This is a genomic window from Mucilaginibacter paludis DSM 18603 (assembly GCF_000166195.2).
GTDB lineage: Bacteria > Bacteroidota > Bacteroidia > Sphingobacteriales > Sphingobacteriaceae > Mucilaginibacter > Mucilaginibacter paludis.
The window spans coordinates 6,860,121-6,877,034 of sequence record NZ_CM001403.1 but is presented as its reverse complement, the minus strand read 5'-3'; the positions used below and the strand labels follow the sequence as shown (position 1 = coordinate 6,877,034).

Below are 16,914 nucleotides of genomic sequence, written 5' to 3'. Positions count from 1 at the left end.
CATGAAAATCGCAATATACGGCAGGCAATTTAACGATACAGTTTTACCTTATGTGCAGCAGGTTTTTAATGCACTAACGCAACATCAGGTTGATATTTATGTTTATAAAGATCTCGACGATTTTTTAGCCGGTAAAATAAACATAGGCAGCCCTTACCAAACCTTTACCAGGCATCAGCCTTTAAAAGGTTTAATTGATGTTCTGTTAACCCTTGGCGGGGATGGCACCCTGCTTGACACCGTCGCTTTCATCCATGATTCGGGCATCCCTGTTGTGGGTATTAATTTTGGGCGATTGGGCTTTTTAGCCAGCATCAGCAAAAGCGATATTGCCGACGCCATACATGCCGTAGTTCATCGGGATTTTACACTGGATAGCCGCGTACTTTTAACCATCGAATCAGAGAATCATGCCTTTAATGGTGATAATATCGCCCTCAACGATATTACCTTCCACAAGCGCGACGATTCGGCCATGATTACCATACACGCCTATTTAAACGGCGAACTGTTAAACTCGTACTGGGCCGATGGCATCATCGTATCTACACCTACCGGCTCAACGGCCTATGCATTAAGCTGCGGCGGGCCAATTGTGCTGCCGCGTTCGGGCAATATTATCATTACGCCGGTAGCGCCGCATAACCTTAATGTGCGGCCCATCGTACTATCGGATGATAGCGTGCTCAGTTTTGAGGTAGAATGCCGCAGTGCAAACTACCTGGTATCCTGCGATTCGCGCACGGTTATCATCGATACAACCGTTAAATTCAGCATCCGCAAGGCATCATTCGAGTTAAATTTGCTTAGGCTTAATAATGAAACTTATTTAACAACGTTAAGGAACAAGTTGTTATGGGGAATAGACGCCCGTAATTATTAAAAGCCGTTTTTATTAATGCCTAAGTTTATATTGATTTTGTGCGCGGCGCTTATACTATTTACGTTTCCGCTGAGGGCTCAAACCTGGGAAGTGGGTGGTTCGGCAGGGGCGGCGGGTTACATCGGCGATTTTAATCCGGCTAATCCCCTTAAATTTACCGATCCCGCGTATGGCGTTTTTATCAAGCGTAACTTCAACCAGTTTCTTTCTGTCAAAATAAATTATACGCACGCCACCATCAGCGGCGCCGACAGCACATCGTCAAACCAGCAGTTAAGAGACCGTAACCTGAGTTTTTCAAGTACCTTAACCGAGCTGAGCCTGATGGGCGAACTTAATTTTCTGCCTTATATACCGCAAATTGGCCGCAATAAGTTTACTCCTTTTATTTTTCTGGGCATAGGCACCGTTAAATATAACCCTGTGGCAACCTACCAGGGAGAGGATTACGAGCTGAGGCCGCTCATGACGGAAGGGCAAACAAAGCCTTACAGCCAAAGTGCTTTGGCTATACCTTATGGGGCCGGCATTAAATATAATTTTGCGGGCCAATGGAACCTTATTGTCGATCTGGGCTACCGTACTACCAATACCGGTTACCTTGACGATGTTAACGGCCTCTATGCCGATAAAAGTTCGCTCCCCAACAACCTGTCGCGTACCTTGTCCGACCGGTCGGGCGAAAACAGCGGCGTGTACATCGGCTCGGCAGGCTCGCAGCGGGGCAACCTGCGCGGTGCCGATACCTACATGTTTTTGGGGTTCAGTATTTCATATACCTTTTTAACACGCAAGTGCTACACTTTTAATTAAAAGCTGCCACCCGGGCTTGGCATTTTACAGTTGCTCAATATTTTTGGTGCTTCCCAGCTTTTTATCGAGCTCTTTTTTATCCCAAAAAAATAAAGCCAGGCAAAATAAAACCGCAACAACATCAACCACCCTGCGAGACGATTTTACATTCTCTACCTCGGGGTATAAGCTCATCAGCGTAAACGATATGGCATAAAGTATCACAATGGCTATAATACCGGCTGGCATAGTCAGCAGTATGCGGTTCAGCTTTTTGGTCCAAATTCGTTTTTCGTCATCCATCTGCAGCTTGGCGGCAATCAGCTTCTCATAATATTGTTTAAAATAAACGTAAAAGATGATCAGGAAAATAATGCAGAGCGACGATATCATGATCCAGGTTTTGAAGCATGAAAATATTAAAAACTACAATAACTTCCATACAAAAAATTAAAAATTTCGATCATTTAAAAGCTCTGATAGTTAAAATGATAAATATTTTTAGCGTGGTTTAAATTGGCTGTGTACCTAACAAGTGTTAAAAATTGTTAACCAACCTTTTCTTTTTAACCATATCATAAAAATATACAAAGTAAGTTTTACCTTTGTCCCCTGAAATTTTTGGATATTTCCGGTTAAACAGCGCTTGTACCTGTTTTTTTAATTGGAGATTGACAGTTGATTAATTACAAAAATGGTTGCTAATAAGGCTTGTAAATATTTAAAGGATAGTATATATCAGCGTGTTACAACGCCTTTAGTTTTTGTATATGGGCATTTGCAGCTTAATGGCAAATAATTTGGTGATGGGATTTAAAGAGCAGATAGATACAGCCAGGTTACCGCAGCATATTGCTGTAATTATGGACGGAAATGGCAGGTGGGCTAAGGGCAAGGGTAAATTGCGTGTTTTTGGCCATCACAATGGCGTATTATCCGTTAGGGATGTGGTTGAGGGAGCGGGAGAACTGGGTATTAAATATTTAACGCTGTATACCTTCTCGTCCGAAAACTGGAACAGGCCCAAATTTGAAGTTACTGCCATTATGGAGTTGCTGATATCAACCATCAATAAAGAGATCAGAAAATTAATGGATAACAATGTTCGCCTCAATACCATAGGCGACATGGATATGCTGCCCGCCAAGTGCAGCGCCGAATTGAATAACGCCATTACCCAAACAGCAGGTAATACAGGCCTGGTACTTACCCTGGCCCTGAGCTACAGCTCGCGGCGCGAAATAGTGCAGGCCACGCAAGCTATTGCCCGTAAGGTAGAAAGCGGCGAACTGAAGGCGGCAGACATTACCGAAGAAGTTTTTTCTCAGCATTTACATACATCTAACCTGCCTGATCCGGAATTGCTGATCAGAACCAGCGGGGAGTACCGCATCAGCAATTACCTGCTTTGGCAAATTGCTTATGCCGAGCTGTACTTTACTGACAAATTATGGCCAGATTTTAGGCGCGAAGATTTGTTTGAAGCGATACTTGATTATCAGAAACGTGAACGCCGGTTTGGCATGATAAGCGAACAAATCAACTAATATTTTTACGTTTAACACTTTTTAACAACTGTATAAATTATTTTAGCCACCAAAATATTCGAATGAATAAACTCCTTTTTGCAATTCTTTTTTCTGTGATTTGCTCTACTACATGGGCGCAGGTATCAAACCAACCGAGGCCGTCATTGAGCAAGCAAATACCTGCTGATAGTTTAAGCTATTTAAGTCCAAAAGATTATATCATTGGTGGCATTACGGTTAGTGGTGTAAAGTATCTTGAAAAAGATGTACTGATAACCATTTCTAAGTTAAACAAAGGCGATAAGATCACCATCCCCGGCGAAGCATCGTCAAACGTGATCAAAGCTTTATGGGACCAGGGCCTTTTTGATGATGTGCAATTAAACATCACCAAAATCAACCTCGATACCGTTTACTTTGATATCCAGATCCAGGAGCGTCCGCGTTTATCACGTATACACCTCACTGGCATCCGTAAAGGCGAAATTGAAGATATCCAAAAGAAACTTAACGATAAGGCTGGTAAAATAGTAAACGAAAACTTGCTTAATACCACTACCAATATCATTAAAAAGCACTTTACCGAAAAAGGTTACCTTAATACAACGGTAACTATCAAACAACGTAAAGATCCGGCCGATGCCAATAGTTTAATTTTGGATGTAGCTATTGATAAAAAGCAAAAAGTAAAAATTAATAAAATAAGCTTTGAGGGCAATGTTGTATTTAACGATAAAAAGCTGAAGGGCTTTATGGGTAAAACACGCGAGAAAAAATGGTACCATATTTTTGGTTCCAAAAAGTTTATGCGTGATAAATACGAAGAAGATAAACAAGGCTTTGTAGAAAAACTGCAGGCCAAGGGTTACCGTGATGCCGAAATTGTGAGCGATTCGGTTTACCGACATGATGACCGTACCGTTGATATCAAAATTAAATTATACGAAGGCCCTAAATATTACTTTGGTAAAATTACTTTCTCGGGCAATGCCAAATATCCAACCAGCTTTTTGAAAACCGTTCTTCGTATCAAAAAAGGGGATGTATTTAGCGAAGATGATTTGAACAAACGTTTAACCGGCGGTGGCGGCGGCAATAGTGATGATATTTCGTCGCTGTATTTAAACGATGGTTATTTAACTTACCAGGCAGATCCGGTTCAAACTAAAATTTATAATGATACCGTTGATGTGGATATCAGGATGTACGAGGGGCCTCAGTACAACATCAACCGCATTATTATTAAAGGTAACGATGTAACTAACGATAAAGTTATTTTGCGCGAGCTGCACACTAAGCCCGGACAAAAATTCTCAAAAGAAGCCATTGTACGTAGTACACGTGATATTACCACCTTAGGTAACTTTGATGAGCAAAAAACCGAGCCGAAGCCTACAAACATCAACCCGCAGGATGGTACCGTTGATATCGTGTACAACGTAGTTGAGAAACCTTCCGATCAGATTGAGCTTTCGGGTGGTTTTGGTGGTGGCCAGTTAGTAGGTACCCTGGGCTTAACGTTCAACAACTTCTCGTTACGTAATATCTTCAATGGCAAGGCGTATCGCCCTTTACCTAAAGGCGATGGCCAAAAGCTGAGCTTGCGTGGCCAGTCAAACGGTCAAAATTATCAGAATTATTCGTTCACTTTTTCTGAACCATGGCTGGGTGGTAAAAAACCAATTTACTTCGCCTTTACAGCGTATACCCAGGTTAGCTCTAACGGATCGGTTTACGCCAGTACAGATGCAAGCTATTACCACTTAAAAATAAATGGTGCCGGTATCACTTTAGGTCAGCGTTTAAAATGGCCTGATGATCTTTTCCAACTGAACTATTCATTAAACGTGGATCATTATACCTTACACAATTATCCCGGTTACTTGTTTACCAACGGTACATCATACAATATTAAGTTAACGCAGGAGTTTAGCCGTAACTCGTTAGATGCACCTATCTATCCTACATCAGGCTCCAATATTAAATTTACTATCCAGGCAACGCCTCCATACTCTTTATTTAACAGTACCAACTATAAAATAGCTACTGCGCAAGAGCGTTATCAATTTGTAGAGTACCACAAATGGAAGTTTGAGTCGCAATGGTTCCAGAAAATCTATGGTAAACTGGTGTTAAAAAGCCAGGCTCAATTTGGGTTTATGGGTTATTACAACAAGGATGTTGGCCAGGCTCCGTTTGAGCGCTTTAAATTGGGCGGTGATGGTATGCAGAGTTACCAGTTTTTACAAGGTAGCGAGATTATCGGTTTAAGGGGATATCAAAATTTCTCGATAGTTCCGGTAGGCTCAAGCTATAATGCAGATAACAACCCTGGTAGCCCGGTATTTAACAAATACATGTTAGAGCTTCGCCACCCGGTTATTGCCAGCCAAAGCGCAACCATATTTGTACTTGCTTTTGCAGAGGGCGGTAACGTTTGGAATTCTTTCAGCGATTTTAACCCCTTCAATGTTAGGCGTTCGGTGGGTGTTGGCGCGCGTATCTTCCTGCCGATATTTGGATTGCTGGGCTTGGATTATGGTTATGGGTTTGATGCCATACAAGGTGCACCAAGCGCCAACAAAGGCCAGTTCCACTTTTCCATCTCTCAAAGCCTTACAGGAGGATTTAATTAATTTGTATAAATAAAGCAAAAAACAATATATTGCACATTTAAGCGTCATTATAGCTAATGTGTATAACTACAATGAAAAAAATATTTTTAACCCTTGGTTTAGTGCTGTTAATGGGTGCGGCAAGCTTTGCGCAACGTTTTGCTTATATCGATTCTGATTATATATTAAAACATATTCCGGATTATGTATCATCCCAGAAGGAGCTTAACGCACTTTCGGCACAATGGCAAAAAGAGGTTGACGCCCGTTTCCAGGAGATTGACCGCATGTACAAGGCTTACCAGGCCGACCAGGTATTGATGACCGCCGATATGAAAAAGCGGCGCGAGGGCGAAATTATTGATAAAGAAAAGGCCGCGAAGGATTTTCAACGTCAGAAATTTGGGCCAGATGGGGAGCTTACCCAGCGTAGCAACGCCTTGGTTAAACCTATACAAGACAGGATAGCCAAAGCCGTACAGGCCTTAGCCGAAAGCGAAAACCTGGATATGGTTTTTGATAAAAATAGCGAGGTGATTATGTTATACGCCAATCCACGCTATGATAAAAGCGCAGATGTAATTACACGTTTGGGCCTTAAGCCGGGCGTGTTGGCCAAATAGCCTACCAACCACATTAAAGTTTGATTAGAGTTGAAAAATAAACGGCTTAAATCAAAATAATTGTTTAAAATAGCACCATAATAAAAAACAGAAAAAGTAAAAAATGAAAAAATTATTTAAAGTTGTATTAGTTGCGGGATGTATCTTGTTTATCGGAACTTTTGCTCAAGCACAGACAAAAATTGCCCACGTTAACTTTAACGCTATAATTGACCAGATGCCTGATACAAAAACCATCTCTGCACAATTACAAGCTTACCAAAAAACCTTTATCGATCAGCTAACCAGCATGCAAACTGAATTGCAATCAAGGGCTGCTGATTATGAAGCCAAAAAAGCTACTTTTACTGATGCTGTTCGCCAGGCAAAAGAAAGCGAATTGCAGGATCTTCAAAAACGTATGCAAGATTACCAAACTACTGCCGGTCAAAAGGTAGAAGCTAAAAAAGATGAGCTTGGAAAACCACTTTTTGATAAAGTTAGAGCAGCAATAGCCGCCGTAGCTAAAGAAAAAGGTTTTGGATATGTGATTGATTCTTCACAAAACATCCTGTTGGTATCTCCGGATGCTGACGATTTAATGCCTTCTGTAAAAGTGAAATTAGGCTTAAAATAATAAAAAATTAAATTAAATAGAAGCGAAGCCCGGTTATATAACCGGGCTTCGCTTTTTTATTGCCATTTTTGCAATATGTTACCTGCTCATCCTATTGGTGTTTTTGATTCCGGTTACGGTGGATTAACCGTTTTTCGTTCCATTGCCAAATTGCTGCCCCAGTATGATTATATCTATTTAGGCGATAACAGCCGGGCACCTTATGGCAGCCGTTCGTTTAAAACCATTCATCAATATACCTGGGAGTGCGTACAGCATTTGTTTAAAATGGGCTGCCCACTGGTTATACTGGCCTGCAATACGGCCTCGGCAAAGGCCTTGCGCACCATACAGCAGCACGACTTAAAAAAACACGATTCATCAAAACGCGTGCTCGGCGTAATCAGGCCTACGGCCGAGGTAATAGGTAACTATTCAAAAACAAAAGAGATTGGTGTGCTGGGTACAAAAGGTACAGTTCAATCGGGCTCTTACCAAATTGAAATAGGCAACTTTTTCCCCGACGTTAATGTGTACCAGCAAGCCTGCCCGCTTTGGGTACCGCTGATTGAGAACGGTGAGTACGATAAACCTGGTGCCGATTACTTTGTTAAACAATATCTGGATCAAATTTTAGCTCAGTCGCCCCGCATTGATACCTTGTTATTGGCATGTACCCATTATCCGCTGTTGGAGCAAAAAATCAGAGCCTATCTTCCGGCTGATGTTCAGGCGGTTTCGCAGGGCGATATTGTGGCGCAAAGCCTGGTTAATTATTTGCAGCGGCATCCGGAAATGGAAAGCAAGCTTACCAAAAATGCCAGTCAGAAATTTTTTACCACAACAGATGATACGGCAGATTTTGACCATCATGCCACACTGTTTTACTGCCAACCCGTGCAGTCAACCTACCTGCCGGTAAAGTAAATGTAGTAAGGTCGCGCGTGTTGCCAGCAAGCACCCTGTTGGGTTTAACCTGCTTCACTTAGTAATAAAAGCAATAATATTTTTAATGTTATCGCTGCTGTTATTAACGGTATCAATCAGTAACTCCAACGGGCCGGGCCTCAATTGCATTTCGCCATAACGTTGTTTAAGCAGTTTAAAATCGGTAATAAGCTGGTTGGGGGCCGGGTTTTCGGCTCGTTTGTTAAACCGGGATGCCCATAGCTCCTCATCGCTACAAGTTACCACGATAGATTTTAGTTCTACATTGTTTTCGATGCACCAGTTTTTTAGTTTGGCTATATCATCATCAAACTGAAACGGAAAGTCTAATAGGAGGGTAGATGTTGTGGGGGCGTTACTTTTTAAAACCGCATATAAGATGTGGTGTGTAGCGCTATTTCGTTGTTGGTGATCCGGATTTAAAGTGCTCAAACCATCATAGATATCATCTTTCCTGATTACGGGTAAATTAAGTTGAGCCGAGAGCAAACCGGATAATAATGTTTTTCCCGTTCCGGGCCGCCCTCTAAACAAAATTAATTTCATGGCTTCAATTTTAGCAACAAATATAACAGATGGGGGCTTGCGTTGCTGTTGCTTTACAATATTTACCGCTGTTTTAACTCCGATGTGCTTAGCCGGATAATATATTTATAACGGATATGTATTAGGTAGGAGAGAGGCTAACAGGCGATTATAACTTTAAAAAGACTACTAAATCGGTGTGTTATAAAGAAAATAACAACTCACAGCCTTTTAGGGGGATATTTAGCCCGGGCTAATGCCGTATTTTATTTGTAATTAAGTAAGTTTGCAGCCCAAAGTAAACTTTGCGGATTTGGCTTTTTATATTACATATATCATCATCGCTTTAGGGCTTTTTGCCTTTGCCGGCTTGTTTACCCTATTTGGGGTATATGCCGAGCGGAAGGTATCTGCCTTGATACAAGACAGGCTTGGCCCCACCGAGGTAGGCAAGTACGGCACGCTGCAAACCCTGGCAGATATGCTGAAATTGATCCAGAAAGAATTTATTACACCCGCTGCAGCCGATAAGCTTTTGTTTGTGCTGGCGCCGGCCATTATTTTTGTGGCGGTTTACCTCGGTTTCGCGGCTATGCCCTGGGGGCCGGGTTTGGTGCCGGTTAGCTTAAATATCGGTTTGTTTTATGTGTTCGCTATTATCTCGGTAGAAACATTGGGCATCCTGATGGCCGGTTGGGGCTCCAACAATAAATACTCATTATTGGGCGCTATGCGCTCCGTATCGCAAATCATCTCGTACGAGATCCCGGCGGGTTTCGCCATTATATCAGTGGTGATGATCACCCAGACGCTCGATCTGCAGCAGATTGCCACCCAGCAAGGCATCTTATCAACCGAAACAACCAAATTTTTAGGTTATTGGGATGTGAGCCATACAGGCGGGATATTATCCTGGAACATTTTCAGGGCGCCGCACCTCATTATAGCGTTTGTAATTTATTTTATCGCATCGCTGGCCGAATCAAACCGGGCGCCTTTTGATATACCCGAAGCGGAATCTGAACTGGTTGCCGGTTTCCATACCGAATATACCGGGATGGGCTTCGCCTTTGTGTTTCTGGCAGAATATGCCATGATGTTTTTGGTATCCATGATAGCCGTGATGCTGTTTTTAGGTGCCTGGAATACACCGCTGCCCAATATGGGGCGGCTACATTTAGCCGATTATACCACCGGTATAGCATGGGGCATTTTATGGGTAACTTTGAAAACCCTGGCACTGGTATTTGTACAGATGTGGATCAGGTGGACTTTACCCCGTTTCCGCATCGACCAGTTGATGGGTTTATGTTGGAAGGTGTTAACACCGCTGGCTTTTGTGTGCATGCTGATATCGGGGATATGGCGGCTGTTGTTGATGTGAGAATTGTCCTGTTGTTGGTGGGCTGTTTCGTCGCGCGTTGAGGACACACCCCTCCACCCCTCTCAAGAGGGGAATCGCACGGGGCCTGGGCTTTTAAACGGTTCAGGCCTCAACAAGAAAAAAGCTCCCCTCTCGAGAGGGGGTGCGCAGGGCAATGCAGTGGAAGGGGGTGTGTATCGCCGCGCGTTGAGGACACACCCCTCCGCCCCTCTCAAGAGGGGAATCGCTCGGGGGCCTGGGCTTTAAAAGGGTTCAGGCCTCCACAAAAAACAGCTCCCCTCTCGAGAGGGGGTGCGTAGGGTATTGAAGTGGGAGGGGGTGTGTGTCACCGCGCGTTGAGGACAATAAATACAGAAGAAAATAAAAGATGTTAAAAGAAGTATTCAACGGATTTAAAACAGCATGGGTGGGGTTATTCCTTACACTCAGGCACTTTTTTGCTTCAAACAAGCAAAGGGTGGTATCGTCTGTAAAGTCTGATAACTACTTTGAGGAGCAGGACGGTAAGGGAACCAATACCATCCAATATCCGCAGCAAAAACTGCCCGTGCCCGAGGTAGGGCGGTACCAGTTGGATGTGGAGATGGACGACTGTATTGTATGCGACCTATGCGCCAAAGTTTGCCCCGTGGATTGTATCACCATCGATAGCATCAAAGCTACCGAAGCCATTGGCCAAACATCCGACGGGACAACCAAACGCCTTTACGCGGCTAAGTTTGATATTGATATGGCCAAATGCATGTACTGCGGTTTATGTACCGTAGTATGCCCAACAGAATGCATCACCATGACTAACCAGTACGATAAAAGCGTGCAGGACCTGAATTTGTTAACCTATAAGTTTTCGGATATGTCTGCCGAGATGGCCGAAGAAAAACGAAGGTTGTTTGATGCCCAGCAGGCAGAAAAACAAGCGGCCAAGTTGGCTGCCATGAAAAAGAAGGAAGGCGGCGCATGAATATAGAACAGATTTTATTTTACGTGATGGGTTTCATCGCCCTCGCATCGGCCTTGCTGGTTGCCGCCAGTAAAAACCTGGTGCGCTCGCTGTTTCTATTTTTTGTAACACTGTTTGCGCTGGCCGGTTTATACGTTTTTGCCCTGGCCGATTTTGTGGCCGTTACCCAGATTGTGATCTACGTGGGCGGGGTATTGGTATTGATGTTGTTTGCCTTTATGCTTTCTAATAAAGATGTACTTAATAATTTACAACAAGGCAACAACAAGTTTATATCGGTTGGCAAGTTGCCAGCCCTTTTGGTAGCGGTACTATTTTTAATTGTATTGGTAAACGCCATTATTAAGGCGCAGCCCGATAGTTTGCCCTGGATAAAAGCTTCGGTACAACATGATAATGTGATTAAACCGGGCGACAATATGCTGAGCAATATCGGTATCAACCTGATGACGCGTTACCTGTTGCCGTTCGAGGTGGTCTCCATCCTGTTGATGATGACCTTGATAGGCGCTGCACATTTAGCCCGGAAGGAGGAACACAAGCTATGATCACCCTCTCTAACTTTCTGATGATAGGGGCGGGGCTGTTTTGCATCGGCATCTATATCGTGCTATCCAAACGCAACGCTATCCAGGTATTGATCGGTATCGAGCTGATTATCAATTCAGCCATATTAAACCTGGTTGCCTTTGGTAAGTACGATAAGCTGGATAACAGCGGGCAATCATTCGCGCTGTTTGCCATTGTGCTGGCCGCGGCGGCGGTTGCAGTGGCGCTGGCCATTGTTTTAAACGTATACCGCCAGTACAAAACCATCGATCCGGCAGAGGTTGATAAATTAAAAGGTTAATGAATTGGAGCAAATAGTAACACATAACGATATGATGAACGTGCAACTGGCTATTATAGCTGCCGTTGTGCCTTTTGCTGCCTGTTTAATTAACCTGTTATTTGTACCTAAACAAAGCAAAATATCGGGCGGGGTATCAACCCTGGCCATTATAATAAGTTTAACCTTAGCCGGTTTTGTGTTTAGCCAGATATGGAACCAGGCATCCGTACAAATCCATCAGCAATGGTTTGTTATCGGCAGTATCCGCGTTCAGGCTGGTATCTGGCTCAACAACCTGTCGGTTTTAATGCTGCTGCTGGTTTCGGCAATTGCCTTGCCGGTGCATATCTACTCCATGGCCTACATGAAGGGCGATGAGCGCTATACCCGGTATTTTATGTACCTCAGCTTTTTTTGCTTTGCTATGCTGGCTTTGGTTATTATGGATAGCCTGTTGCTGTTGTACGCCTTTTGGGAGCTGGTGGGTTTTGCATCGTACCTGCTTATCGGCTTTTGGTTCACCCGCGAAAAGGCCGTTCAAGCCAACAAAAAGGCTTTCATCATGAATAGGATAGGCGATGTAGGCTTACTGATCGGCATCCTGCTGCTGTATTCGCATTACCACACCTTTGATATGGTACAGCTGTTTAGCGGTAGCAACCCGCTGGCCAGTGCCAAAGGGGTTGATGCCGCCTGGTTAACCTTACCCGGCATTTGCTTTTTATGCGGGGCCATTGCCAAGTCGGCACAGTTTCCGCTCCATACCTGGCTGCCCGATGCTATGGAAGGCCCAACATCGGTATCCGCATTAATCCACGCAGCTACTATGGTGGCCGCCGGTATATTTTTATTAGGGCGAGTTTACCCGGCTTTTAATACCGATGTATTAACCATTATTGCCGTTATAGGCTGCTTTACCGCCTTAATGGCCGCTACCATCGCGCTCACGCAAAACGATCTGAAACGGATACTGGCCTATTCTACCATATCGCAATTGGGCTTTATGATGCTGGCCATGGGCGTTGGCGCTTACTCATCGGCCTTGTTCCACCTGGCAACACATGCTTTTTTTAAATGCCTGTTGTTTTTGGCGGCAGGTGTTATCATCCACCAGATGAGCCATCTTAAACACAAGCACGAGCTGGACATCGATCCACAAAATATTTTAAACATGGGCGGTTTGCGTAAGCTGATGCCCGTAACGTTTATTACCTGCTGCATTGCCGCCCTGGCTTTAATAGGCTTCCCGCTAACATCGGGCTATCTATCTAAAGAGGGTATCCTCATCCAGGCTTTCGAGTGGGCGCAGGGCAAAAGCTGGGTGTATACCATGATACCAGTTGGGGCCATGCTTACCAGTTTGCTCACGGTGTTTTACATTGCCCGTTTAATATTCAAAGTGTTTTTGGGCCAGTCGCGCTTAAAGCAAATTAACCCGGCTCTTGAGCCCGAGGCCCACGAGGGTAACTTACTCTTCTCGGTACCGATGGTGTTCCTGGCCATTTGCAGCCTGTTTCCTTTATTTTCGATTAATCCTTTTGAGTATGGCCATGCCTGGCTTGTTAAAGGGTTTGGCGCTGTCGCGGATGTGGAAAGTAACTTTCATTTGCTGGTTCCGCTTACGGTGAACGGCTTAGGTTTGCTGGTTATTTACCTGGCCTATAGCATTTACGTAAAGCAAAATATCCATTGGTTTAAACAGCAGGGGTGGTTGTACCAACTATCCTACAACCAATGGTATATCGATAGCTTTTACAGCAAGGTAGTGGTTAAGTCGGTTTTACTTTTAGGCAAGGCCCTGTATTGGTTTGATCAGGTTATTTTAGACGGCTTTGTTAATTTACTGGCTTCGGTTAGTTTGGCGCTCAGTAAGGTTGCGGCCCTGTTTGATGAATATGTGATTGACGGCCTGCTGCATTTGCTTACCGAAATTGTAAAACAGGCTGGTAACTTTATCCGGGGTTTTCAAACCGGAAAAGTGCAGAACTATCTGTTTACCATGTTGTTGATTATTTTAGTTGTGTATGTTTTAAAGACGTTTATTTGATAATGAATATATTAACGCTGCTTATTTTTTCCCCAATATTGTTCGGTATCCTGGTACTCATCCTGCCCACAGAATTGCGGAACATCTCTAAACATATTACGCTGCTGGCCACGCTTGTTCAGTTAGGCATCAGCATCTGGCTTTATCTTAATTTTAAAACCGGGGCGGCTTTTGCAGGGGTTAATCGCGAAGCCCAATACCAGTTTGTTGAAAAACTACATTGGATAGGTTTAAACCTTGGCGGGATGGGCAAAATGCAGATTGATTATTTTGTTGGGGTTGATGGTATTTCTATCGTGTTATTGCTGATGTCGTCCATCGTGATGGTAATCGCCGCCTTATCATCCTGGGAGATCAACAAGAACCATAAAGGCTATTTCGCCTTGTTTTTGTTATTGGATGTAGCCATTACGGGCGTATTCTGCTCGCTGGATTTCTTCCTGTTCTACATATTTTACGAGCTGATGCTTTTGCCGCTATATTTCCTGATCGGGATATGGGGCGGCGCGAAGCGCGAATACGCAGCTATCAAATTTTTTCTGTATACCTTGTTCGGTTCGGTGTTTATGCTGCTGGTGATGGTTGGGCTGTATTTTTCGGTTAAAGATCCGGCAACGGGAAATCATACCTTCAACATGATCCAGATGATGAACACCGCCAATTACGATGCTGGTTCGGTATTCAGCACCATCAGTCACCGCATGTTATTTGGCCTGCCTGCCCGTACGGTTGGTTTTATTGTGCTCTTTATAGCCTTCGCTATCAAGGTGCCGGTAGTGCCGCTGCATACCTGGCTGCCCGCTGCACACGTTGAAGCGCCAACGCCGGTATCTATTATACTGGCAGGTGTATTGCTCAAAGTAGGGGGCTACGGTATTATCCGCATCTGCCTGGGTATATTTCCGGAGGTAGCAGCCTCGGGAGCCTTTTGGCTGGGACTGCTTGGCGTAATATCCATCCTTTACGGTGCCTTAAACGCCCTTGCTCAGCGAGATTTGAAGCGGTTGATCGCCTTCTCGTCTATCTCGCACATGGGCTTTGTGCTCCTGGGCATAGCATCACAAACTGCCGAAGGCGTAAGCGGTGCCATTATGCAGATGGTGAGCCACGGTTTCTTATCCTCCATGTTGTTCTTTTTAGTGGGCGTAATCTATAACCGGGTGCATGATCGGGATGTTTACAGTTTCCGCGGCTTAAGTACCTTGCTGCCTAAGTATACCGTATTTGTGATGATTGCCTTTTTTGCGTCGTTAGGTTTGCCGGGCTTTTCGGCCTTTATTGCCGAAGCATTCAGCCTGGTGGGGGCGTTTAATTCAACAGCAATACCCACATGGATGGCGGTATGCGGTTCGGTAGGTATCCTGCTGAGCGCCGGTTATTTTTTGTGGACGCTGCAGCGGATGTTTTTTGGCGATACCCAGTTAAAAGGTGGCGAAATATGGAAACTGGCCCTTACCGATGTTAACCGGCGCGAGGTGATTGCCCTGGTGCCCCTGGCTGCCCTGGCCTTAATTTTAGGCATTATGCCTTCGCTTGTTTTTGATAAGATCAACGATTCGGTACTGGCGCTTATTCAATTTATTCAAATCAGGTAAATGAACGATCTGCTGCCCTACATACCAGAACATTTGAATAACATCCGGCAGAGCCTGGTGTTTTTTATGCCCGAAATAGGCTTGAGCCTGTTGTTTATACTGGTATTTGTAACCGACTTACTTTTTGGAAAAAACTCAGGCTGGATGTGTCGTGGCATTGCCATTGCGGGGTTGATCATCGTTCTGTACCAATGCCTGTGGCAGTTTGTGCTGTTAAACGATGGCACTTTACTGAAAAATAACGCGCAATACATTTTCGGTGGGATGTTGTTTGTAGATCGCACCGCGGTTATTTTTAAATTGATCCTTGATGTATGCGCCATATGTGTGCTGCTTTATATCCCCTGGGATAAAGCCCTGCGCTCGCATTTCAAAGGCCTTTCCGATTTGTATTCCATCATTATAGCTTCGCTGCTCGGCTTGCATTTAATGGTGATGGCGGTAAACCTGCTCAGTATTTATATATCTATCGAGATGGTATCCATCGCCTCGTACCTGATGGTTGCCTATCGGTCGGACACCCAGGGAACAACCGAAGCCGGTATGAAGTACGTGCTGTTCGGCGCCGTTTCTTCGGCCATTATGCTATACGGTATTTCGCTTTTGTATGGTTTTGGAGGCTCCTTAAATTTACAGAGCGATGCATTTATCCATAACCTTACCCTGGTTAACCCTGTAAGTGTTTCGCTGGCTATCGTGTTGGTAATGGTAGGCATAGGTTTTAAACTATCGTTTGTGCCGATGCATTTTTGGGTGCCCGATGTTTACCAGGGAGCTGCTACGCCCGTTACGGCCTACCTTTCAACCTTGCCTAAAGTAGCAGGCTTTGCGCTGTTAATTAATTTTTTAACTCCTTTTATATTCAATAGCCAGTTTAACGCTATTGATTTCAGGTTGTTTTTATCGGTTGTAGGTATTGTAACCATGATAGTAGGTAACCTGGCTGCCCTATGGCAAACCAATATTAAAAGGCTGCTGGCCTATTCAAGCATAGGGCATACCGGTTTCGCGCTCATGACTTTGGCTACCTTTTCGCAGCAAGGGATATCGGCCCTGCTGTTTTACCTGGCTGTTTACGCCATAGCCAATATCGGCGCGTTAATGTTGAGCTCGTATTATGTTAACCGTATCGGCGCGCACGATCTGGATAGTTACAAGGGTGCTGGCCTGCGTTACCCCTTGCCTTCGGTTTGTTTTGTAATCATCCTGATTTCTTTAGCCGGCTTACCCGTTTCGGCGGGATTTAACGGCAAGGTGCTGGTGTTTTCGTCGGTATATAAAATATATGATCAAAATCATAATACCTGGCTTTTGGCTTTGATGATAACCGGTGCCGCAACCACAATTATTTCCTTATTTTACTATATCAAGATCCCTCTTTACCTCTTCCTCAAGAAAAACGAACATCATGTTGACGATCTCTATATTACTCATCGCTATTTATTGATTTTTGTTTGTTTGATCAGTTTTTTCCTGCTCGCAACGGGTTTATTTCCGCAGATGTTGAACATCTTTTTAAATTAATTATCGTATTAAACGAAATTTAATTTAGGAATTTATTTTTAGGCAAAATTTTATACTTTAG

At 44.0% G+C, this 16,914-nt stretch carries 16 protein-coding genes; 14 read left to right on the top strand and 2 right to left on the bottom strand.

Translation table 11 applies throughout. The annotated features are described in order from the left end of the window. Position 1: 1 nt before the first annotated feature. Complete coding sequence (locus tag MUCPA_RS29125; RefSeq protein ID WP_008511440.1) at positions 2-883, top strand: NAD kinase; 882 nt, start codon at positions 2-4, stop codon at positions 881-883. Between the two features lie 15 nt (positions 884-898). After that, positions 899-1,696: a type IX secretion system protein PorG gene (porG, locus tag MUCPA_RS29120; RefSeq protein WP_008511438.1), complete on the top strand. Its 798-nt coding sequence runs from the start codon at positions 899-901 to the stop codon at positions 1,694-1,696. Positions 1,697-1,720: 24 nt separating this feature from the next. On the opposite strand, the gene MUCPA_RS29115 is transcribed toward porG, so the two are convergent. After that, positions 1,721-2,068: a hypothetical protein gene (locus MUCPA_RS29115; protein ID WP_008511436.1), complete on the bottom strand. Its 348-nt coding sequence runs from the start codon at positions 2,066-2,068 to the stop codon at positions 1,721-1,723. Between the two features lie 413 nt (positions 2,069-2,481). Between MUCPA_RS29115 and MUCPA_RS29110 the strand changes: the two genes are divergently transcribed. From MUCPA_RS29110 to murI, 5 genes are all read left to right on the top strand, one after another. Beyond that, entirely contained in the window at positions 2,482-3,222 is a 741-nt protein-coding gene (locus MUCPA_RS29110) for an isoprenyl transferase (protein ID WP_008511434.1), read from the top strand. A 62-nt stretch (positions 3,223-3,284) separates the two neighbouring features. After that, the gene (gene bamA, locus MUCPA_RS29105; protein ID WP_008511432.1) at positions 3,285-5,840 is read left to right on the top strand and encodes an outer membrane protein assembly factor BamA; all 2,556 of its coding nucleotides are present in this window, start codon (positions 3,285-3,287) and stop codon (positions 5,838-5,840) included. 71 nt (positions 5,841-5,911) lie between these two features. Then, a complete protein-coding gene (locus MUCPA_RS29100; protein WP_008511430.1) occupies positions 5,912-6,442 on the top strand; it encodes an OmpH family outer membrane protein in 531 nt (176 codons plus the stop codon). 103 nt (positions 6,443-6,545) lie between these two features. Then, the gene (locus MUCPA_RS29095) at positions 6,546-7,058 is read left to right on the top strand and encodes an OmpH family outer membrane protein (protein ID WP_008511428.1); all 513 of its coding nucleotides are present in this window, start codon (positions 6,546-6,548) and stop codon (positions 7,056-7,058) included. Positions 7,059-7,133: 75 nt separating this feature from the next. Then, on the top strand, positions 7,134-7,964 hold the full coding sequence (murI, locus tag MUCPA_RS29090) for a glutamate racemase (protein ID WP_008511426.1): 831 nt from the start codon (positions 7,134-7,136) through the stop codon (positions 7,962-7,964). A gap of 54 nt (positions 7,965-8,018) precedes the next feature. On the opposite strand, the gene MUCPA_RS29085 is transcribed toward murI, so the two are convergent. After that, complete coding sequence (locus MUCPA_RS29085; RefSeq protein ID WP_008511425.1) at positions 8,019-8,531, bottom strand: AAA family ATPase; 513 nt, start codon at positions 8,529-8,531, stop codon at positions 8,019-8,021. A 292-nt stretch (positions 8,532-8,823) separates the two neighbouring features. Here MUCPA_RS29085 and nuoH point away from each other — a divergent pair, with 292 nt between their 5' ends. The 7 genes from nuoH (at position 8,824) to MUCPA_RS29050 (ending at position 16,853) form a co-directional block, all read left to right on the top strand. Next, positions 8,824-9,894 (top strand): NADH-quinone oxidoreductase subunit NuoH, encoded by a 1,071-nt coding sequence (gene nuoH / locus MUCPA_RS29080; RefSeq protein WP_040628301.1) that lies wholly within the window; start codon positions 8,824-8,826, stop codon positions 9,892-9,894. 367 nt (positions 9,895-10,261) lie between these two features. After that, positions 10,262-10,855, top strand: coding sequence for a 4Fe-4S binding protein (locus MUCPA_RS29075; protein ID WP_008511421.1), 594 nt, complete (start codon positions 10,262-10,264; stop codon positions 10,853-10,855). Continuing rightward, a complete protein-coding gene (locus MUCPA_RS29070) occupies positions 10,852-11,403 on the top strand; it encodes an NADH-quinone oxidoreductase subunit J family protein (RefSeq protein ID WP_008511420.1) in 552 nt (183 codons plus the stop codon). The genes MUCPA_RS29075 and MUCPA_RS29070 overlap by 4 nt, the downstream gene beginning before the upstream one ends. After that, positions 11,400-11,705 carry an NADH-quinone oxidoreductase subunit NuoK gene (gene nuoK / locus MUCPA_RS29065; protein ID WP_008511418.1) on the top strand — a complete coding sequence of 102 codons (306 nt, stop codon included), beginning with the start codon at positions 11,400-11,402 and terminating at the stop codon, positions 11,703-11,705. The genes MUCPA_RS29070 and nuoK overlap by 4 nt, the downstream gene beginning before the upstream one ends. A 31-nt stretch (positions 11,706-11,736) precedes the next feature. Further along, positions 11,737-13,734, top strand: a complete 1,998-nt coding sequence (gene nuoL / locus MUCPA_RS29060) for an NADH-quinone oxidoreductase subunit L (protein WP_008511416.1) — start codon at positions 11,737-11,739, stop codon at positions 13,732-13,734. A gap of 2 nt (positions 13,735-13,736) precedes the next feature. Continuing rightward, a complete protein-coding gene (locus tag MUCPA_RS29055) occupies positions 13,737-15,329 on the top strand; it encodes a complex I subunit 4 family protein (protein WP_008511414.1) in 1,593 nt (530 codons plus the stop codon). Further along, a complete protein-coding gene (locus MUCPA_RS29050; protein WP_008511412.1) occupies positions 15,330-16,853 on the top strand; it encodes an NADH-quinone oxidoreductase subunit N in 1,524 nt (507 codons plus the stop codon). The last annotated feature ends 61 nt before the right edge of the window (positions 16,854-16,914 follow it).